Origin of the sequence: Bradyrhizobium archetypum, from assembly GCF_013114835.1 — a bacterium.
GTDB lineage: Bacteria > Pseudomonadota > Alphaproteobacteria > Rhizobiales > Xanthobacteraceae > Bradyrhizobium > Bradyrhizobium archetypum.
The window spans coordinates 1-13,693 of sequence record NZ_JAAVLW010000013.1; the positions used below are offsets into that span (position 1 = coordinate 1).

A 13,693-nucleotide genomic window follows, 5' to 3' on the forward strand; every position below is an offset into this window, starting at 1 on the left:
GCGCCGGCGATGGCCTGCGCTTCCACCGCCTTGATCAGCGCATCCTGCAGCACGTCCTCGCCGTCGATGACGGAGCCGACCATGCGCGCGCAATAGCGATGCAGTTTTGGCCGCATCGCGGCCAGCAGACGATCGATATCGAACGCGGCGGACGTTTCGGGAACCACTGTCATTCAGTCTCCGGCAAGCGCGTTCTCGGTCTCGCGCAACATGCGATAATTGCCGACGATCGTCACCCCTTTGGCCAGAGGCGGTTCGGCGCAACGCTCGCGAATGCTGCTCTGGAATGCCTGGAAGGCCGCCAGTTTCGGCAAGGCGCTGGAGCCGTCATCGGCTGCGGACTCGACGAAATGGATGAACGTATCATCCTCCAGCCGCAGCGACAGATAGCGGAATCCCTCCGGCTGCGCCGCCTTTAGTTCCGCAAACACCGCGGCCACCAGTTCGGCATTCCTGTCGCTCATTTCCGGCTTGGTTTTGTACCTGATTACGGTCCGTCGCATGGCTTTCTCCTCGTTGGCACTGCAAAGGCAGCGCCTCGATCCCAAGGACGTTTGGAACAGGCCGAAGGATGCGTCCCGGACGAATCTTTTTCGACCACGATACGCTTTCGCTATCGACCGATTAGCAAACGCGTCTTGGACCGGCGCCGCAGATGGTTACATTATCTGACGAAGCCGATTTCGAACGGGGCCATGCCATGACAACAACGCCGAACCAGCCCCATCACGTGGTGATCGTTGGCGCCGGTTTCGGCGGACTGGAGGCCGCGTTCGGCCTTGCCGGCGCACCTGTTAGGATCACGCTGATCGACCGCCGCAACCATCATCTGTTCCAGCCGCTGCTCTATCAGGTCGCGACCGCCTCGCTGGCGACATCGGAAATCGCCTGGCCGATCCGATATCTGCTGCGCGGACGCAAGGAGGTGACGACACTGTTCGCCAATGTGAATGGCGTCGATGCCGCGAGCAAGCGCGTGCTGCTCGAAGACGGCGAGGCCATCGCCTACGATACGCTGGTGCTCGCCACCGGAGCCCGCCACGCCTATTTCGGACACGACGAATGGGAGCCGTTCGCGCCGGGCCTGAAGACGCTGGAGGATGCCACCACGCTGCGGCGGCGCATCCTCGTCGCCTTCGAGCGCGCCGAGCGCGAGACCGATCCGGCGCGGCGCGCCGCTCTGCTCACTTTCGTCATCATCGGCGCCGGTCCGACCGGGGTCGAAATGGCCGGCACCATCGCCGACCTCGCCCAGGACACGCTGCCGCCGGACTTCCGCAACATCGACACCCACAAGACCCGCGTTGTCCTGGTCGAGGCCGGCCCGCGCGTGCTGGCGGGCTTTCCCGAGGATCTGTCGGCCTATGCCCACCGCTCGCTCGAGGAACTCGGCGTCGAAGTCGTGCTGGGCCAGCCCGTCACCGAATGTGCCATCGATGGCGTCGTCTATGGCGGCAAGAAGCTGGAGGCCAGAACCATCGTCTGGGCGGCTGGCGTGCGCGCCTCGCGCGCGGCCGAATGGATGAAGGCGCCCGCCGACCGCGCCTATCGCCTGAAGGTCGAGCCTGATCTGACCGTGCCCGGCCATCCCGACGTGTTTGCCATCGGCGACACCGTGACGATCGCCGGTCCCGACGGCAATCCTGTGCCGGGCATCGCGCCGGCGGCCAAGCAGCAGGGGCGCTATGTGGCGGCACTCATCAAGGCGCGCCTTGCCGGTGGCACGCTGCCGCCGTTCCGCTACAAGCATGCTGGCAGCCTGGCGCAGATCGGCAAGAAAAAGGCCGTGATCGATTTCGGCTGGATGAAACTGCGCGGCAATCTCGCTTGGTGGATCTGGGGCATCGCCCACATCTATTTCCTCATCGGCCTGCGCAACCGGCTCAGCGTCGCGCTGAGCTGGTTGTGGATCCATGCCCGCGACCAGCGCGCCGCGCGGCTGATCACGCAGGGCTCGAGCAAGGTCACCGGGTAGTTCGCGCGTTCTGCGCGCACTCACGGCGCGCAGGTAAAACTGGCCGCGCTACCCGTCGGCCCCGACTTGTAATGCGGCCATGCCGGCCACTGGCACAATGGCAGCGAGCGCGTCAATCTCGAACGCCGGCGCCTCGACCTTCTGCTCGATCACTGGAATCTGAGATCTTGCATCATTTCCCCTTCGCTGATGCAGCGGTCTCTTTGACCGGCCTTTGACTGGCCGCCGCGCTTACATGGTTCAAGCTACGCGGGCGTCAACAGAAATGGGACCAGGCAAGATTGACGCCGATGTCTTATCTTTGGCCCTCCCCGGCAAGCGGGAGAGGGAGGGCGGCGTCGCGTCACTTCACCAGCGAGCAGCCGCCGTCGGCGAGCGGGCGGAAAGCCTGGTCGGCCGGAATGGTCGAAACCAGCTTGTAGTAGTCATAAGGGTATTTCGACTCTTCCGGTTTCTTCACCTCGAACAGGTACATCGGGTGAATGACGCGGCCGTCCTGGCGGATGGTGACGTCGCCGAACAATTTGTCCTTGCCCTTGAACTTCTTCATCTGCGGTACGGCGTCCTTGGCGTGGTCGCTGCCGGTCGCCGCCACCGCATTGAGATAGGCCAGCGTGGAAGCGTAGACGCCGGCCTGGTTGCCGCTCGGCATCTTGCCGTTCACGCCCGGCCGTGCCGCAAAGCGTTTTGCGAACGCGCGGGTGTCGTCGTCCATGTCCCAGTAGAACGCCTCGAACAATTGCAGGCCCTTCCCCACTTTCAGTCCCATGCCATGGACATCATTGATGAAGAGCAGGAACGCCACCATCGTCTGGCCGCTCTGCTGAAGGCCGAACTCGGCGGCCTGCTTCACCGCGTTGACGGTGTCGCCGCCGGCATTGGCGAGCCCGATCACCTTGGCCTTGGAGTTCTGCGCCTGCAGCAGGAGCGAGGCAAAATCCGGAGTGTTGAGCGGATGCTTGGCCGAGCCCAGCACCTTGCCGCCATGCTTTTCGATGTAGCTGGTGGCCTCTGCCTCTATGCCCTGGCCAAGGGCAAAGTTCACCGTGATGAAGTACCATTCCTTGCCGCCGCGTCCCATCATCGCCGCCGCCGTCGAATTGCCGGTCGCCCAGGTGTCATTGACCCACTGGATGGTGTTGGGCGAGCAGGCCTTGCCGGTCAGATCGGAACTCGCGGTCGATGACGCCAGGAACGTCATCCGCGAATCGCGCAAGAGCGAGTTGATGGTGAGACCGACGGCCGAATTCGGCACGTCGACCACCGCATCGACGCCATCGACATCGAGCCATTTGCGCACGATTGCCGAACCAACATCGGCCTTGTTCTGGTGGTCGGCATAGACGATCTCGACCTTGATGCCCTTGCCGCCGCCGTTGAAATCTTCCGCCGCCATGCGCGCGGCCTCCACCGAGCCCATGCCGTTGGTATCCTGGAAGATGCCGGAGATGTCGTTGAGCACGCCGATGCGCACGACATTGTCGGAAATTTCCGCGCGCGCCACGGGCGATAGCGCGCAAGACAACGCAAGCGCCAGTCCGAACTTGAAATCCCTCATTGTTCTCTCCCTCTGCTATTTGATTTTGGACGCTCCCGGACTTCGCCGGGTTTGACTTCAACGCGACCGATGGCCGCCGATCACCCCGTCACAATTGCCGGTCCGGCAGATTGAGGACCAAGCCGTCGAGATCGACAGCAAGCTTGATCTGGCAGGACAGCCGGCTGCTGGGCCGCCGTTCGGCGGCAGCGCCGTCGAGCAGTGCGTCCTCGTCGTCGCTCATGGCCGGCAAGCGGGCGAGCCATTCCTCGGCGACGTAGACGTGGCAAGTGGCGCACATGGCGTTGCCGCCGCACTCCGCCAGAATTCCGCTGACATCATTGCGCGTCGCGGCCTGCATCGCGCTTTCGCCGTCGCCGGCCTCGATCTGCTGCTGGCGGCCGTCGGGATGGATGAAGGTGATGCTCGGCATGGGTGGTCCGTCAGGCCGGAGACATGGTGATGGGGAGGCTTTCGAGACCGCGCAGCGTGTTGTTGTAGCGGCGCTTCACCGGGCCGGTGATCTCGATTTTTCCAACCTTGCGGGCGATCGCCGCCAGCATCACCTCGCCTTCGAGGCGCGCGAGAAGCTGGCCGACGCACATGTGAATGCCCGAGCCAAACCCGACATGCCCCGAGGTACGGCGGGTGACGTCGTAGCGATCAGGATTCTCCCAGCGCCGCGGATCGCGGTTGGCGGCGCCGAGGAACATCAGGACCTTTTCGCCTTCACCGATATGATGTCCCGCAAGTTCGACCTCCCGCGTCGTGGTACGGAAGAAGGTCTGCACTGGGCTTTCGAAACGGATCGCCTCCTCGAACGCATTGCGCGCCAGCGTCGGATCGCTGCGCAGCCGCGCAAGCTGATCGGGAAAGCGCGCCAGGCAATAGACCGCGGCACCGATGCCGTTGACCGTCGTATCCAGCCCGGCCGAAAGCAGCGAGCGCACCAATAGCGGCGCCTCTTCCGCCGTGATATCGCCGGCGTCGGCGCGGGCATGGACGCAGGCGCCGAAGCCGCCGGGCGCAAGATTTTCGCGCTGGCATTGCGCGGCGACATAGGCCTGGTGCGGCGCGGAGCGTTCGATCGCCTCCTGGCGCAACTGGTTCGGCGGCCCGAAGGCGTTGAACACCAGGCTGGCATAGGGCAGCAGGTTCTCCCGCCCCTCCTGCTTCAGGCCCATCGCATCGGGAAACACCGAGAGCGGATAGGCTTCCGCCAGATCGGCAACCGCATCGAAACTGCCGCGCGCCAGCAGTTCGTCGACCTTCGCGGCGGCGGTCGCCGTGAAATGTTCGCGGACCCCCTTCATCGCGGTCGGCGACAGCACCTGGGCGAGCACCGCGCGCGTCCTGGTATGGGCCGGCGGATCCGCCTCCAGGATGATGCTTTGCGGGCGCCATGGCTTTTCCTTGGCGAAATCGCTCAAGCCCACGCCCCGGCTCGAACAGAAGGTGATGGGATCGTTGAGAACCGCGTGCACCTCCGTATAGCGCGCGATGCCAAAGACGACCCACTTGTTGAGCCACACCACCGGCCCGGCCTCGCGGAGGACCTCATGAATACGGTGCGGATCCTCAAAAAATTCGGCCGAGAACGGGTCGACGTCCAGGCTCGGAACGCCGGCTGACACAGCCTTCGCCGATGTTGCGGGATCGGTGGGAGATGTCGCGCTCATGTGGGTCTCCTGCATAATGTTCTTGCAGAGCGGCGTGCGCTGTCTCTATGTCTGGAAAGCTGGAGCGGCTTCGGAAGACCATGAGCAGGAACAGACAGGCGCGCGCCCCTCGCGCGGGCACGGCAGGCAGGAGCGGACGGGCCGAACAGGTGCTCGACCTCGACCGTTATGTTCCGGCGCTCATCACCTTCATCGCCAACAAATTGTCGCGCAGCGCGACGGTGGTCTATCAGAAGCGTTTTGGGGTCAACGTCACCGAATGGCGGATCCTGTCGCTGCTCGCGATCGAGCCGGAAATTTCGGCAGCCCGCATCTGCCATGTGATCGGCTTCGACAAGGGGCCGGTGAGCCGGACGCTGGCGGCGATGGAGGAGCGCGGGCTGGTCAGCATCCGCGCCGACCGGCAGGATGGACGTAGCCATTCCATCTCGCTCACCGCAAAGGGATATGCCACCCACGACCAGGTCATCGCCGTCGCGCTCGAACGCGAGCGCCGCCTGCTTTCCTGCCTGAGCAAGCCGGAACGCGAAACGCTGATCGCGCTGCTCTTGCGGGTACACGGCAATCTCGATGCCGTCAAAGGCGCGGGCGAGATCGACGACAGGGCTTGAACCGAGCGAGCCGGCCCGCGCGTTCATGCCGGCTGCCGTAGCGACAGGACGCGCGCACTGGCGCATCACGTCGTGACGATACGATTGACCTGACATCCGTTTCTCCCTGCACGGCCTGGCAATCTCGGTGCTCTTTGATCGGCCGCTTGTCGAAAGCAGGCTCTCACAAATTAGTTGCCTTGGCAACATCAAGAGCGGGGTTCAGCGGATGGGTTCCGCGAGCGGCCGCAAGCCGCTCGCGGAGACAAGATTACCGCTTGACCAGCGGGCAGTTACCTTCGCTCTCGGGACGAAACGCCTGATCTCCGGGAATGGTGGCGACGACCTTGAGGAGGTCCCATTTCGACGTGGACTCGTCGGGCTTCTTGACCTCGAGCAGATAGAGCGGATGAATCTTGCGTCCGTCGCTGCGGATCGTTCCCTTGCCGAACAGCGGATCGTCGGTCGGCATCGCCTTCATCGCCGCGACGACGGCCTTGCCGTCGGTGGCGCCGCCGACCTTGTCGACGGCTTTCAGGTAATGCAGCACGGACGCGTAGACGCCAGCCTGCATGTCGTTCGGATAATTCTTCTGCGGATGGCGTTCGGCGAAACGCTTGGCGAAGGCACGCGTGCCGTCGTTCAAATCCCAGTAGAACGGATTCATGATCTGCGCGCCTTGCGCGGCCTTCAGCCCCAGCGCCGGAATGCCGTTCATGCCGAGGATCAAGCCGACCGGCTTCTGCTTTTGCGTCAGCCCGAATTCGGCCGCCTGCTTGATCGAGGTGATGGTGTCGTCGCCGGCATTGGCCACGCCGACGATGTCGGCGCCCGAGGCCTGTGCCTGCAGCAGGAACGAGGCGTAGTCGGCGGTACCGAGCGGATGCCGCACGGCGCCGAGCACTTCGCCGCCGGATGCCTTGACGCCTTCCATCGCCTGCTTCTCCAAGTCATGGCCGAAGGCATAGTCGGCGGTGAGGAAGAACCATTTCTTGCCGCCCTGCGCGACCACCGCTTTGCCGAGGCCGCGCCCATAGTCATAGGTATCGTAGGTCCAGTGCACGGTATTCGGGGTACATTTCTCGCCGGTGAGAAGCGCGGTGCCGGCGCCCGAGCCGATGAAGACCTTGTTCTTCCGCTCGCTCATATTGGCGACCGCGAGCGCGATCGCCGAATTCGGCAGGTCGAAAATGGCGTCGATGCTTTCGGTGTCGTACCAACGCCGTGCGATGCCGACGCCGACATCGGTCTTGTTCTGATGATCCGCAGTGATGATCTCGACCACCTTGCCGGCGGCCTTGCCGCCATAATCTTCCACCGCCATCTGCGCCGCGATGACCGAGCCGATGCCCTGATAGGTCGAAAACACGCCCGACTGGTCGTTGAGCACGCCGATCCGGACGCGGTCCTGGGCTTGGACTTGCGCGGTGCCGACTATCAAGCCGCCAAGCGCGGCCACGAGCATTCCTGTACGAAAAAGCCGTCGCATGCGTTCCCTCCCCTCCTGAATGGAAAGGGCGAGCCTTCGCGGGGTCGCTTCTGATTAGTTATAATTTATAAGCATTTTGAGGATTGTCAATTCACGTGGCAGCGTGCGAGCTATTGCCATGAGCAGAATCGGCAAAATTTCGACAGGCAGGGGGAACGGCGCAGCGAAAGCGGCCGAGCCAAATGGGGAGCGGGAGCTCGATCTCTCTGCGCTGCGACAGACGCCTGGATTCATGATCCGGATCCTGCAATTGCAGAATTTCGAGGCGTTCTATCCGTATTTCGAATCGCTGAAGCTTTCGCCGCTCGAATACGCCATTCTCGTCGCGGTGCGCGACAACAAGGCGGTGACGCAGAGCGAGCTTGCCGGCGTGCTGAAAATGCAATTGCCCAATCTGGTGAAGATCCTGTCGCGGATGGAGGAGAGTGGCATTCTCCGGCGCAAGCGGTCGGCGCGAGACCGGCGAGCGGTCGAGCTCAGCCTTAGCGCGGCCGGCGAGCGGCGCGCCGAGGAGGCCAGCCGCCTCGGCGAGCGCTTCAATGCGCAGACGCTTTCCGCGCTGACCAAATCCGAGCAGGCCGCATTCCTGCAGATGCTGGCGAGGCTGGTCGAAGCGCACAAGAACGGGATTTGAGCCGCGAATGCGCCTCAGCCCGCGCAGCCGATCCATTCGGCTGACGCGTCGTCGTCCAGCGTTGCCACCGCGCCCGCGCGCCGTGTCAGCACCGCGCGCTGGTTGATGTAGCCCTTGTCGGTGATCTCGCCGCCGTCAACCGAGGCCGGCTCGGCGAGCAGCAGCGCCCGCGTGGCGTGACCGGACGAGTTGCCGCTCTGCGCCTTTAGTTTCGCAAGGCCTTGCGCGATGGCGCGACGAACCCTGTCGTGACCGATCACCTCTTTCACATCGGCATTGTCCGATAACCCGGCATGGGCCCGGCAGGCCGCGATGTTCGGGAATAGCAAAAAGCGAACCTCGTCGCCGCCATGGCCCGTCACGACAATGTCCTGCGCCAGCGGCGCCAGCGCCGCAATGCCGGCGACGCGCAAGGTGCCGACGCTGACCCAGGTGCCGGAATTGAGCTTGAAATCTTCGGCGACGCGCCCGTCAAAGAACAGTCCGAGTTCGGGGTGCGCCGGATCGGCGAAGGTGACGGCATCGCCGATCCGATAGAAGCCTTCGGCATCGAAGGCTTGCGCGGTCAGATCCGGTGCCTTCCAGTAGCCGGGCGTGACGTTGGGGCCGCGCACGCGTACCTCGAGCTTGTCACCTGACGGCACCAGCTTCAGTTCGGTGCCCGGGATCGGCACGCCGATATTGCCGGAGCGTTTTGCGAGGAAATGGCAGTCGGTCGCCAGCGGCGACGTTTCCGTCGAACCCCAGGCCGACACCATCGGCAGCGCTCGGCCGGTTGTCTTGATGGAGAGCTCTTCCAGCGCATCCCAAAGATTTTGCGGCAGCGCCGCGCCGGCATAGAAGGCGAACTTCACCTCGCTGAAAAACTTCTGCCGCAGCTCGTCATCGCTGCGCAGCGCCGATATCAGCATGTCAAAACCGCGCGGAACGTTGAAATAGACCGTCGGCATCACGCTGCGAAGATTGGCCAGCGAGGTCGCAAACAGCCCGGGCGCCGGCTTGCCGCCGTCGACATAGAGCGAGCCGCCGTTGCGAAGCACCAGATTGAAATTGTGGTTGGCACCGAAGGTGTGACTCCAGGGCAGCCAGTCGAGGATTACCAGCTGGTCGCCGATGTCTTCGAGGAAGGTCCAGATCTGCGCCTTGGCCTGCTGGCTCGAGGTCAGCATGCGCTGGGTGTTGATGACGGCCTTTGGCGTGCCGGTCGAGCCCGAGGTGAACAGGAATTTTGCGATGGTGTCGGACGTGATCGCGGCGAATGCCGTTTCGACGTCGGGCGTTTCCGGCGTCGCCGCAATGGCGCGGAACGAGATCGCATCAGCATCGTCGGCATTGCCGCTGACGATGGCGGCCGTATGCAGCGGCTTGATCGCGGCGAGCGCCGCGGCAAACGGCTTGGTGGCGGACACATAGATCGCGCCAGGCCCGAGCAGCGTGACCATGCTCTTGAGCTTGTCAAAATCTTTCGACATCAGCGAATAGGCCGGCGAGATCGCAGCCGACGGCACGCCGACATGCTGGGCCGCGAGCGCAAACAGCGCGTGCTCGACGCTGTTGTCGGAGAGGATCACCAGCGGACGCTCGGCGCTCAGACCCTGTGCGAGGATCCACGAGGCCGCGCCGCGCACCTGCTTCAGCGCATCCTTGTAGGTGACCATCGTCCACGGCGCATCGATGCCGGCACGGTCGGCAAGGAAGATCCGGTCCGGCGCCTGCCGCGCCCAATGCTCCAGCCAGTCGCCGATGCAACGCGCATACGGCTTAAGCGGCGTCGTCGTCCGCACCAGAATGCTTCCGTCGGCGCGGCGATCGGCGACGATCGCGGGTGTTGCGAACAGGCTGCTGGAATTGTCACCGCTGGTGGCGGCGGTGGCCATGAACTTCCTCCTGTCCCGGCTGGTGCGGGATGCCGGATCATACCGGCGTGCGGCTCGACGGCGGCGCTTGCCGCTAATGTTGAGCACAACAATTGTTGTCGTCAACAACAATCTTTCGCTTGAGTGCGCGACGCGCTAAAAGGGAAGACGATGACGGGGAACGCACAGCTATCCAAAGCGACGAAATCACGGACCGACGCACGGCCGCCTCGCGGTCGCAAGCGATCCGCCAATAGCGGCGCAGGCCAGCACGCCCTCGACGACGAGATCGGCCTCGACGCGCTGGCCGGCCACGCCGGCTATGCGGTGCGGCGTTTCCAAATCTGGATTTTTCAGGACTTCATCCGCACGCTATCGGCGGTCGACATCCGCCCGACGCAGTATTCCGTCATGACGGTGATCGGCGCCAATCCGGGCTTAAGCCAGATGGCGGTCGCCAAACGGCTCGGCATCGAGCGCGCCAGGCTGGTGCACCTGCTCGACAGTCTCGAGCAGCGCGACCTCGTCAGCCGGATCAAGTCCGCCACTGACCGGCGCTCCCATGCCCTGCACCTGACCGCGCGCGGCCGAACGGCCTTGGCGCAGTTCAAGCGGCTCGCGGCTGAACATGAGCGCCATGTGGCGGAGAAGATCGGCAAGGGAAACCGGGAGAAACTGCTGCAGATCCTTGCCGCCTTCACCTGAATGAGATGCCGCCTCGCCCGAGGCGCTTCCGCCTAAACTTTGTGCACATGCCCGGCCGCAACAGGCCACCCGGGCGCACGCAATTGGACCGCAAACAACTGAAATAGCGTCGCTATTGCCAAATGGCGGCCTGACTTCATCATTGTACACAATGGCACATCGCTTGCTTCTTCCGCGGTAACCTTTTGCTCGCTGGAGTTTTTTGCTCGCCATGGGGTCCGACGCGCCTGAAACCGTTGCCGCCATCGTCGCCGCGCATCGCGCCGACGCCGTGACCCCGGCGCAAACCGTCGCCCGCTCCTACCAGCGCATCCGCGCCCACAACGATCCCGCCATCTTCATCAGCCTGCGCGACGAGAAGGATGCGCTCGCCGAAGCCGAAGCGCTGGCGAGCAAGGATGCTGCGGCACTGCCGCTGTTCGGCGTCCCGGTGGCGGTCAAGGACAATATCGATGCGGTGGGCTTGGCGACCACGGCGGCCTGCCCGGCCTTTTCCTATTCGCCCGCGCAGGACTCGACCGCAGTCGCAAGACTGCGCGCAGCCGGCGCCATCATCATCGGCAAGACCAATCTCGATCAGTTCGCGACCGGCCTCGTCGGCGTCCGCTCGCCCTATGGCATTCCCGTCAATCCAGTCCGCGCCGATCTCGTTCCGGGCGGATCGAGTTCGGGGTCAGCGGTTGCGGTTTCCGCTGGCCTCGTGCCACTCGCGCTCGGCACCGACACCGCCGGCAGCGGCCGCGTGCCGGCGATGCTGAACAACATCGTCGGGCTGAAGCCGAGCCTCGGGCTGATCTCCAACGCCGGTCTGGTGCCGGCATGCCGGACGCTGGACTGCATTTCCGTGTTCTCGCTCACCGTCGACGACGCGATGACCGCGCTGGCGGCGATGGCAGGACCCGACGGCGCCGATCCGTTTTCGCGCGACCGGCCGCTGGGCACGATGTCCGCGTTTCCGGAAAAACTCCGGCTCGGCGTGCCGCGCAACGGCCAATTGATCTTCTTCGGCGACGCGGCTTCCGAGAAAGCCTATGGCGAGGCGCTTCAGCGCTGGACGCAGCTCGGCGCCACGCTGGTCGAATTTGATCTCGAACCGTTTTATGAAACCGCGCGGCTGCTCTACGAGGGGCCCTGGGTCGCCGAACGCTACCTCGTCATTCGTGACCTCCTCGCGTCCGTGCCGGATTCGATCCATCCGGTGACGCGCGAGATTACGGCCGCCGGCGCGCGGCTGACCGCCGCCGACGCCTTCGCCGCGCTTTATCGCCTGCAGGCGCTGCGCCGCACCGCCGAGCGCACCTTCACCGATTTCGACGCGGTGGTACTGCCGACGGCGCCGACCGTCTATTCGACCGCGCAGGTGCTGGCCAATCCGATCGAGCTCAACAGCCGGCTCGGCATCTACACCAATTTTGTGAATTTGCTCGATCTTTGCGGCCTCGCGCTGCCGGCCGCGATGCGGCCAGACGGAATTCCGTTCGGGATCACATTGCTAGCGCCCGCGGGGCATGATGCAAAGCTCGCCAGCATCGGGCGGGTCTTTCACGCCGATACAAAACTGGCGATGGGAGCCAAGCGTGTGATGCAGCCACCGCTCGCTGCATTGCCGGCAGTGGCGGCTGGCGACGAGATCACGCTCGCCGTGGTCGGCGCGCACCTCTCCGGCATGGCACTCAACGGCGAACTGCAGGCGCTCGGCGCACGCCTGCTCGAGACCACCGCGACTGCGCCGGACTACAAGCTCTACGCACTCGATACCACGCCGCCGAAGCCCGGCATGCTGCGCGTGGACGCGGGCGCGGGAAGCTCGATCGAGCTGGAGCTATGGGCGTTGTCGGCGGCGGCCTTCGGCAAATTCGTCGCCGCGATCCCGCCGCCGCTCGGCATCGGCACGGTGCGGCTGGCCGATGGAAGAGGCGTGAAGGGTTTTGTCGTCGAGGCCGCCGCGGTCGACGGGGCGCGCGATATCTCCGCATTCGGCGGCTGGCGCGCGTTCATGGCGGAGAGGGCGGCGGTGTAGCCGTCATTGCGAGCGAAGCGAAGCAATCCATCCCTCCACGCGCGCGGACCGATGGATCGCTTCGTCGCTTCGCTTCTCGCAACGACAGATACTTACACCGACACCGCGTAGAGCTCGTACTCTCCGCGCACCAGCTCGATATGGGCACGCATCGCAGCCGCGGCTCCGGCCTTGTCCCCCCGCATGATCGCGACGACCACGCGGTCGTGCTCGGCGTGCGATTTCGCCAGACGCCCGAGGTTGCGAAACTGGGCGCGGCGGAATGGCTGCACCCGCACCCGCGTCGCCAACGTCATCTCGGCGATGTAGCCGTTCTGCGACCCGGCATAGATCGCGTTGTGGAAGCGCTCGTTGACCTCGTGAAACCGTTCGGGATTGCCGGCATGGCTGAGCACCCGCAATTCCTCGTGGATCGCTTCCAGCTTCTGGCGATCCGCAGGCGACATCCGCTCGGCAGCGAGGCCCGCGCACAGCGCTTCGAGCTCCGCCATCGCCTCGAACATCTCGGTCAGTCGATCGAGCGAGGGCCGCGCCACCACAGCGCCGCGATGGGCGCGAGCTTCGATCAGGCCACTGGCCACCAGTTGCCGCAACGCCTCGCGCACCGGGGTGCGCGAGACGGAGAAGCGGCGCGCGATGTCGGTCTCGTCGAGCGGCGATCCCGGCGGCAACACGCCGCGCACGATCTCGTCGGCAAGCTGCAATCTCAGTTCTTCGGCGCGCGTGACCTTGTCGCGTTGCGACGACGGCCGGTCGACACGGCGAACCGTGGTTTGCGGCAAATCCTCCAGGCTCATGTCTTTTGATCCGCTTGCTTGGAAGATTCTGACACGTCGATGACGCTGACATGGGCGGCGACGATCTTCCAACCTTCCGGAAACCGGACCCAAGTCTGCATCTGCCGCCCTACCCTGCCCGGCGCATTGTCGCGATAGAACAGCGTCGACGCGACGGCGGTGTCCCGGCCATAGGTCGTGATCACCGTCTTGTCAGTTCGCCGCATCAGCCCGACCGGCGAGCGCGCGGCGCGAAACGCCATGATGGCCTCATAGCCGTAGAGATTTTCGGCAATGCCATAGCGCAGCGTGCGCGGATCGTTACGGAACAATTCATCCAGCACCGCGACATCATTCGCCACCAGCGCCCTCTCGTAGCGTTCGAACTGCGCCGTGACTTCGGCGAGCACGTCGGGAAGGTCGATCTCCATC

The 13,693-nt window shown here is 64.4% G+C and carries 14 protein-coding genes; 5 read left to right on the top strand and 9 right to left on the bottom strand.

All coding sequences use genetic code 11. From position 1 onward, the window contains the following. Positions 1-173 (bottom strand): sigma factor (locus HCN50_RS30795; protein WP_283812145.1); only part of this gene is annotated, 173 nt, incomplete at its 3' end. Further along, the gene (locus HCN50_RS30800; RefSeq protein ID WP_171713640.1) at positions 174-503 is read right to left on the bottom strand and encodes a hypothetical protein; all 330 of its coding nucleotides are present in this window, start codon (positions 501-503) and stop codon (positions 174-176) included. Positions 504-700: 197 nt separating this feature from the next. On the opposite strand from HCN50_RS30800, the gene HCN50_RS30805 reads away from it, so the two are divergent. Next, the gene (locus tag HCN50_RS30805; protein ID WP_171713641.1) at positions 701-1,975 is read left to right on the top strand and encodes an NAD(P)/FAD-dependent oxidoreductase; all 1,275 of its coding nucleotides are present in this window, start codon (positions 701-703) and stop codon (positions 1,973-1,975) included. 343 nt (positions 1,976-2,318) lie between these two features. On the opposite strand, the gene HCN50_RS30810 is transcribed toward HCN50_RS30805, so the two are convergent. The 3 genes from HCN50_RS30810 to HCN50_RS30820 form a co-directional block, all read right to left on the bottom strand. Further along, a complete protein-coding gene (locus HCN50_RS30810) occupies positions 2,319-3,533 on the bottom strand; it encodes an ABC transporter substrate-binding protein (protein WP_171713642.1) in 1,215 nt (404 codons plus the stop codon). Positions 3,534-3,621: 88 nt separating this feature from the next. Next, entirely contained in the window at positions 3,622-3,945 is a 324-nt protein-coding gene (locus HCN50_RS30815; RefSeq protein WP_171713643.1) for a 2Fe-2S iron-sulfur cluster-binding protein, read from the bottom strand. A gap of 10 nt (positions 3,946-3,955) precedes the next feature. Beyond that, positions 3,956-5,191, bottom strand: a complete 1,236-nt coding sequence (locus tag HCN50_RS30820) for a cytochrome P450 (RefSeq protein ID WP_171713644.1) — start codon at positions 5,189-5,191, stop codon at positions 3,956-3,958. An 80-nt stretch (positions 5,192-5,271) separates the two neighbouring features. Between HCN50_RS30820 and HCN50_RS30825 the strand changes: the two genes are divergently transcribed. Then, positions 5,272-5,802 carry a MarR family winged helix-turn-helix transcriptional regulator gene (locus HCN50_RS30825; RefSeq protein ID WP_171713645.1) on the top strand — a complete coding sequence of 177 codons (531 nt, stop codon included), beginning with the start codon at positions 5,272-5,274 and terminating at the stop codon, positions 5,800-5,802. A 250-nt stretch (positions 5,803-6,052) separates the two neighbouring features. On the opposite strand, the gene HCN50_RS30830 is transcribed toward HCN50_RS30825, so the two are convergent. After that, the gene (locus HCN50_RS30830) at positions 6,053-7,270 is read right to left on the bottom strand and encodes an ABC transporter substrate-binding protein (protein ID WP_210265165.1); all 1,218 of its coding nucleotides are present in this window, start codon (positions 7,268-7,270) and stop codon (positions 6,053-6,055) included. Between the two features lie 118 nt (positions 7,271-7,388). Between HCN50_RS30830 and HCN50_RS30835 the strand changes: the two genes are divergently transcribed. Then, positions 7,389-7,904 carry a MarR family winged helix-turn-helix transcriptional regulator gene (locus tag HCN50_RS30835; RefSeq protein WP_171713646.1) on the top strand — a complete coding sequence of 172 codons (516 nt, stop codon included), beginning with the start codon at positions 7,389-7,391 and terminating at the stop codon, positions 7,902-7,904. Positions 7,905-7,918: 14 nt separating this feature from the next. Here the strand turns inward: HCN50_RS30835 and HCN50_RS30840 are convergent, their stop codons facing one another. After that, on the bottom strand, positions 7,919-9,781 hold the full coding sequence (locus HCN50_RS30840) for a feruloyl-CoA synthase (protein ID WP_171713647.1): 1,863 nt from the start codon (positions 9,779-9,781) through the stop codon (positions 7,919-7,921). Between the two features lie 150 nt (positions 9,782-9,931). Between HCN50_RS30840 and HCN50_RS30845 the strand changes: the two genes are divergently transcribed. Then, positions 9,932-10,465 carry a MarR family winged helix-turn-helix transcriptional regulator gene (locus HCN50_RS30845; RefSeq protein WP_171713648.1) on the top strand — a complete coding sequence of 178 codons (534 nt, stop codon included), beginning with the start codon at positions 9,932-9,934 and terminating at the stop codon, positions 10,463-10,465. Between the two features lie 211 nt (positions 10,466-10,676). After that, a complete protein-coding gene (gene atzF, locus HCN50_RS30850) occupies positions 10,677-12,485 on the top strand; it encodes an allophanate hydrolase (protein ID WP_171713649.1) in 1,809 nt (602 codons plus the stop codon). Positions 12,486-12,577: 92 nt separating this feature from the next. Here the strand turns inward: atzF and HCN50_RS30855 are convergent, their stop codons facing one another. Further along, positions 12,578-13,282, bottom strand: a complete 705-nt coding sequence (locus HCN50_RS30855) for a GntR family transcriptional regulator (RefSeq protein ID WP_171713650.1) — start codon at positions 13,280-13,282, stop codon at positions 12,578-12,580. After that, positions 13,279-13,692, bottom strand: coding sequence for an oxalurate catabolism protein HpxZ (gene hpxZ / locus HCN50_RS30860; protein ID WP_171713651.1), 414 nt, complete (start codon positions 13,690-13,692; stop codon positions 13,279-13,281). The genes HCN50_RS30855 and hpxZ overlap by 4 nt, the downstream gene beginning before the upstream one ends. Position 13,693 lies beyond the last annotated feature (1 nt).

What these genes read in the sequence shown, in the direction of transcription:
- HCN50_RS30835 (WP_171713646.1), top strand. Translation starts at nt 7,389, where the DNA reads ATGAGCAGAATCGGCAAAATTTCGACAGGCAGGGGGAACGGCGCAGCG.
- HCN50_RS30830 (WP_210265165.1), bottom strand. Translation starts at nt 7,270, where the DNA reads ATGCGACGGCTTTTTCGTACAGGAATGCTCGTGGCCGCGCTTGGCGGC.
- hpxZ (WP_171713651.1), bottom strand. Translation starts at nt 13,692, where the DNA reads ATGGAGATCGACCTTCCCGACGTGCTCGCCGAAGTCACGGCGCAGTTC.
- HCN50_RS30855 (WP_171713650.1), bottom strand. Translation starts at nt 13,282, where the DNA reads ATGAGCCTGGAGGATTTGCCGCAAACCACGGTTCGCCGTGTCGACCGG.
- HCN50_RS30805 (WP_171713641.1), top strand. Translation starts at nt 701, where the DNA reads ATGACAACAACGCCGAACCAGCCCCATCACGTGGTGATCGTTGGCGCC.
- HCN50_RS30815 (WP_171713643.1), bottom strand. Translation starts at nt 3,945, where the DNA reads ATGCCGAGCATCACCTTCATCCATCCCGACGGCCGCCAGCAGCAGATC.
- HCN50_RS30800 (WP_171713640.1), bottom strand. Translation starts at nt 503, where the DNA reads ATGCGACGGACCGTAATCAGGTACAAAACCAAGCCGGAAATGAGCGAC.
- HCN50_RS30810 (WP_171713642.1), bottom strand. Translation starts at nt 3,533, where the DNA reads ATGAGGGATTTCAAGTTCGGACTGGCGCTTGCGTTGTCTTGCGCGCTA.
- HCN50_RS30840 (WP_171713647.1), bottom strand. Translation starts at nt 9,781, where the DNA reads ATGGCCACCGCCGCCACCAGCGGTGACAATTCCAGCAGCCTGTTCGCA.
- HCN50_RS30845 (WP_171713648.1), top strand. Translation starts at nt 9,932, where the DNA reads ATGACGGGGAACGCACAGCTATCCAAAGCGACGAAATCACGGACCGAC.
- HCN50_RS30825 (WP_171713645.1), top strand. Translation starts at nt 5,272, where the DNA reads ATGAGCAGGAACAGACAGGCGCGCGCCCCTCGCGCGGGCACGGCAGGC.
- atzF (WP_171713649.1), top strand. Translation starts at nt 10,677, where the DNA reads ATGGGGTCCGACGCGCCTGAAACCGTTGCCGCCATCGTCGCCGCGCAT.
- HCN50_RS30820 (WP_171713644.1), bottom strand. Translation starts at nt 5,191, where the DNA reads ATGAGCGCGACATCTCCCACCGATCCCGCAACATCGGCGAAGGCTGTG.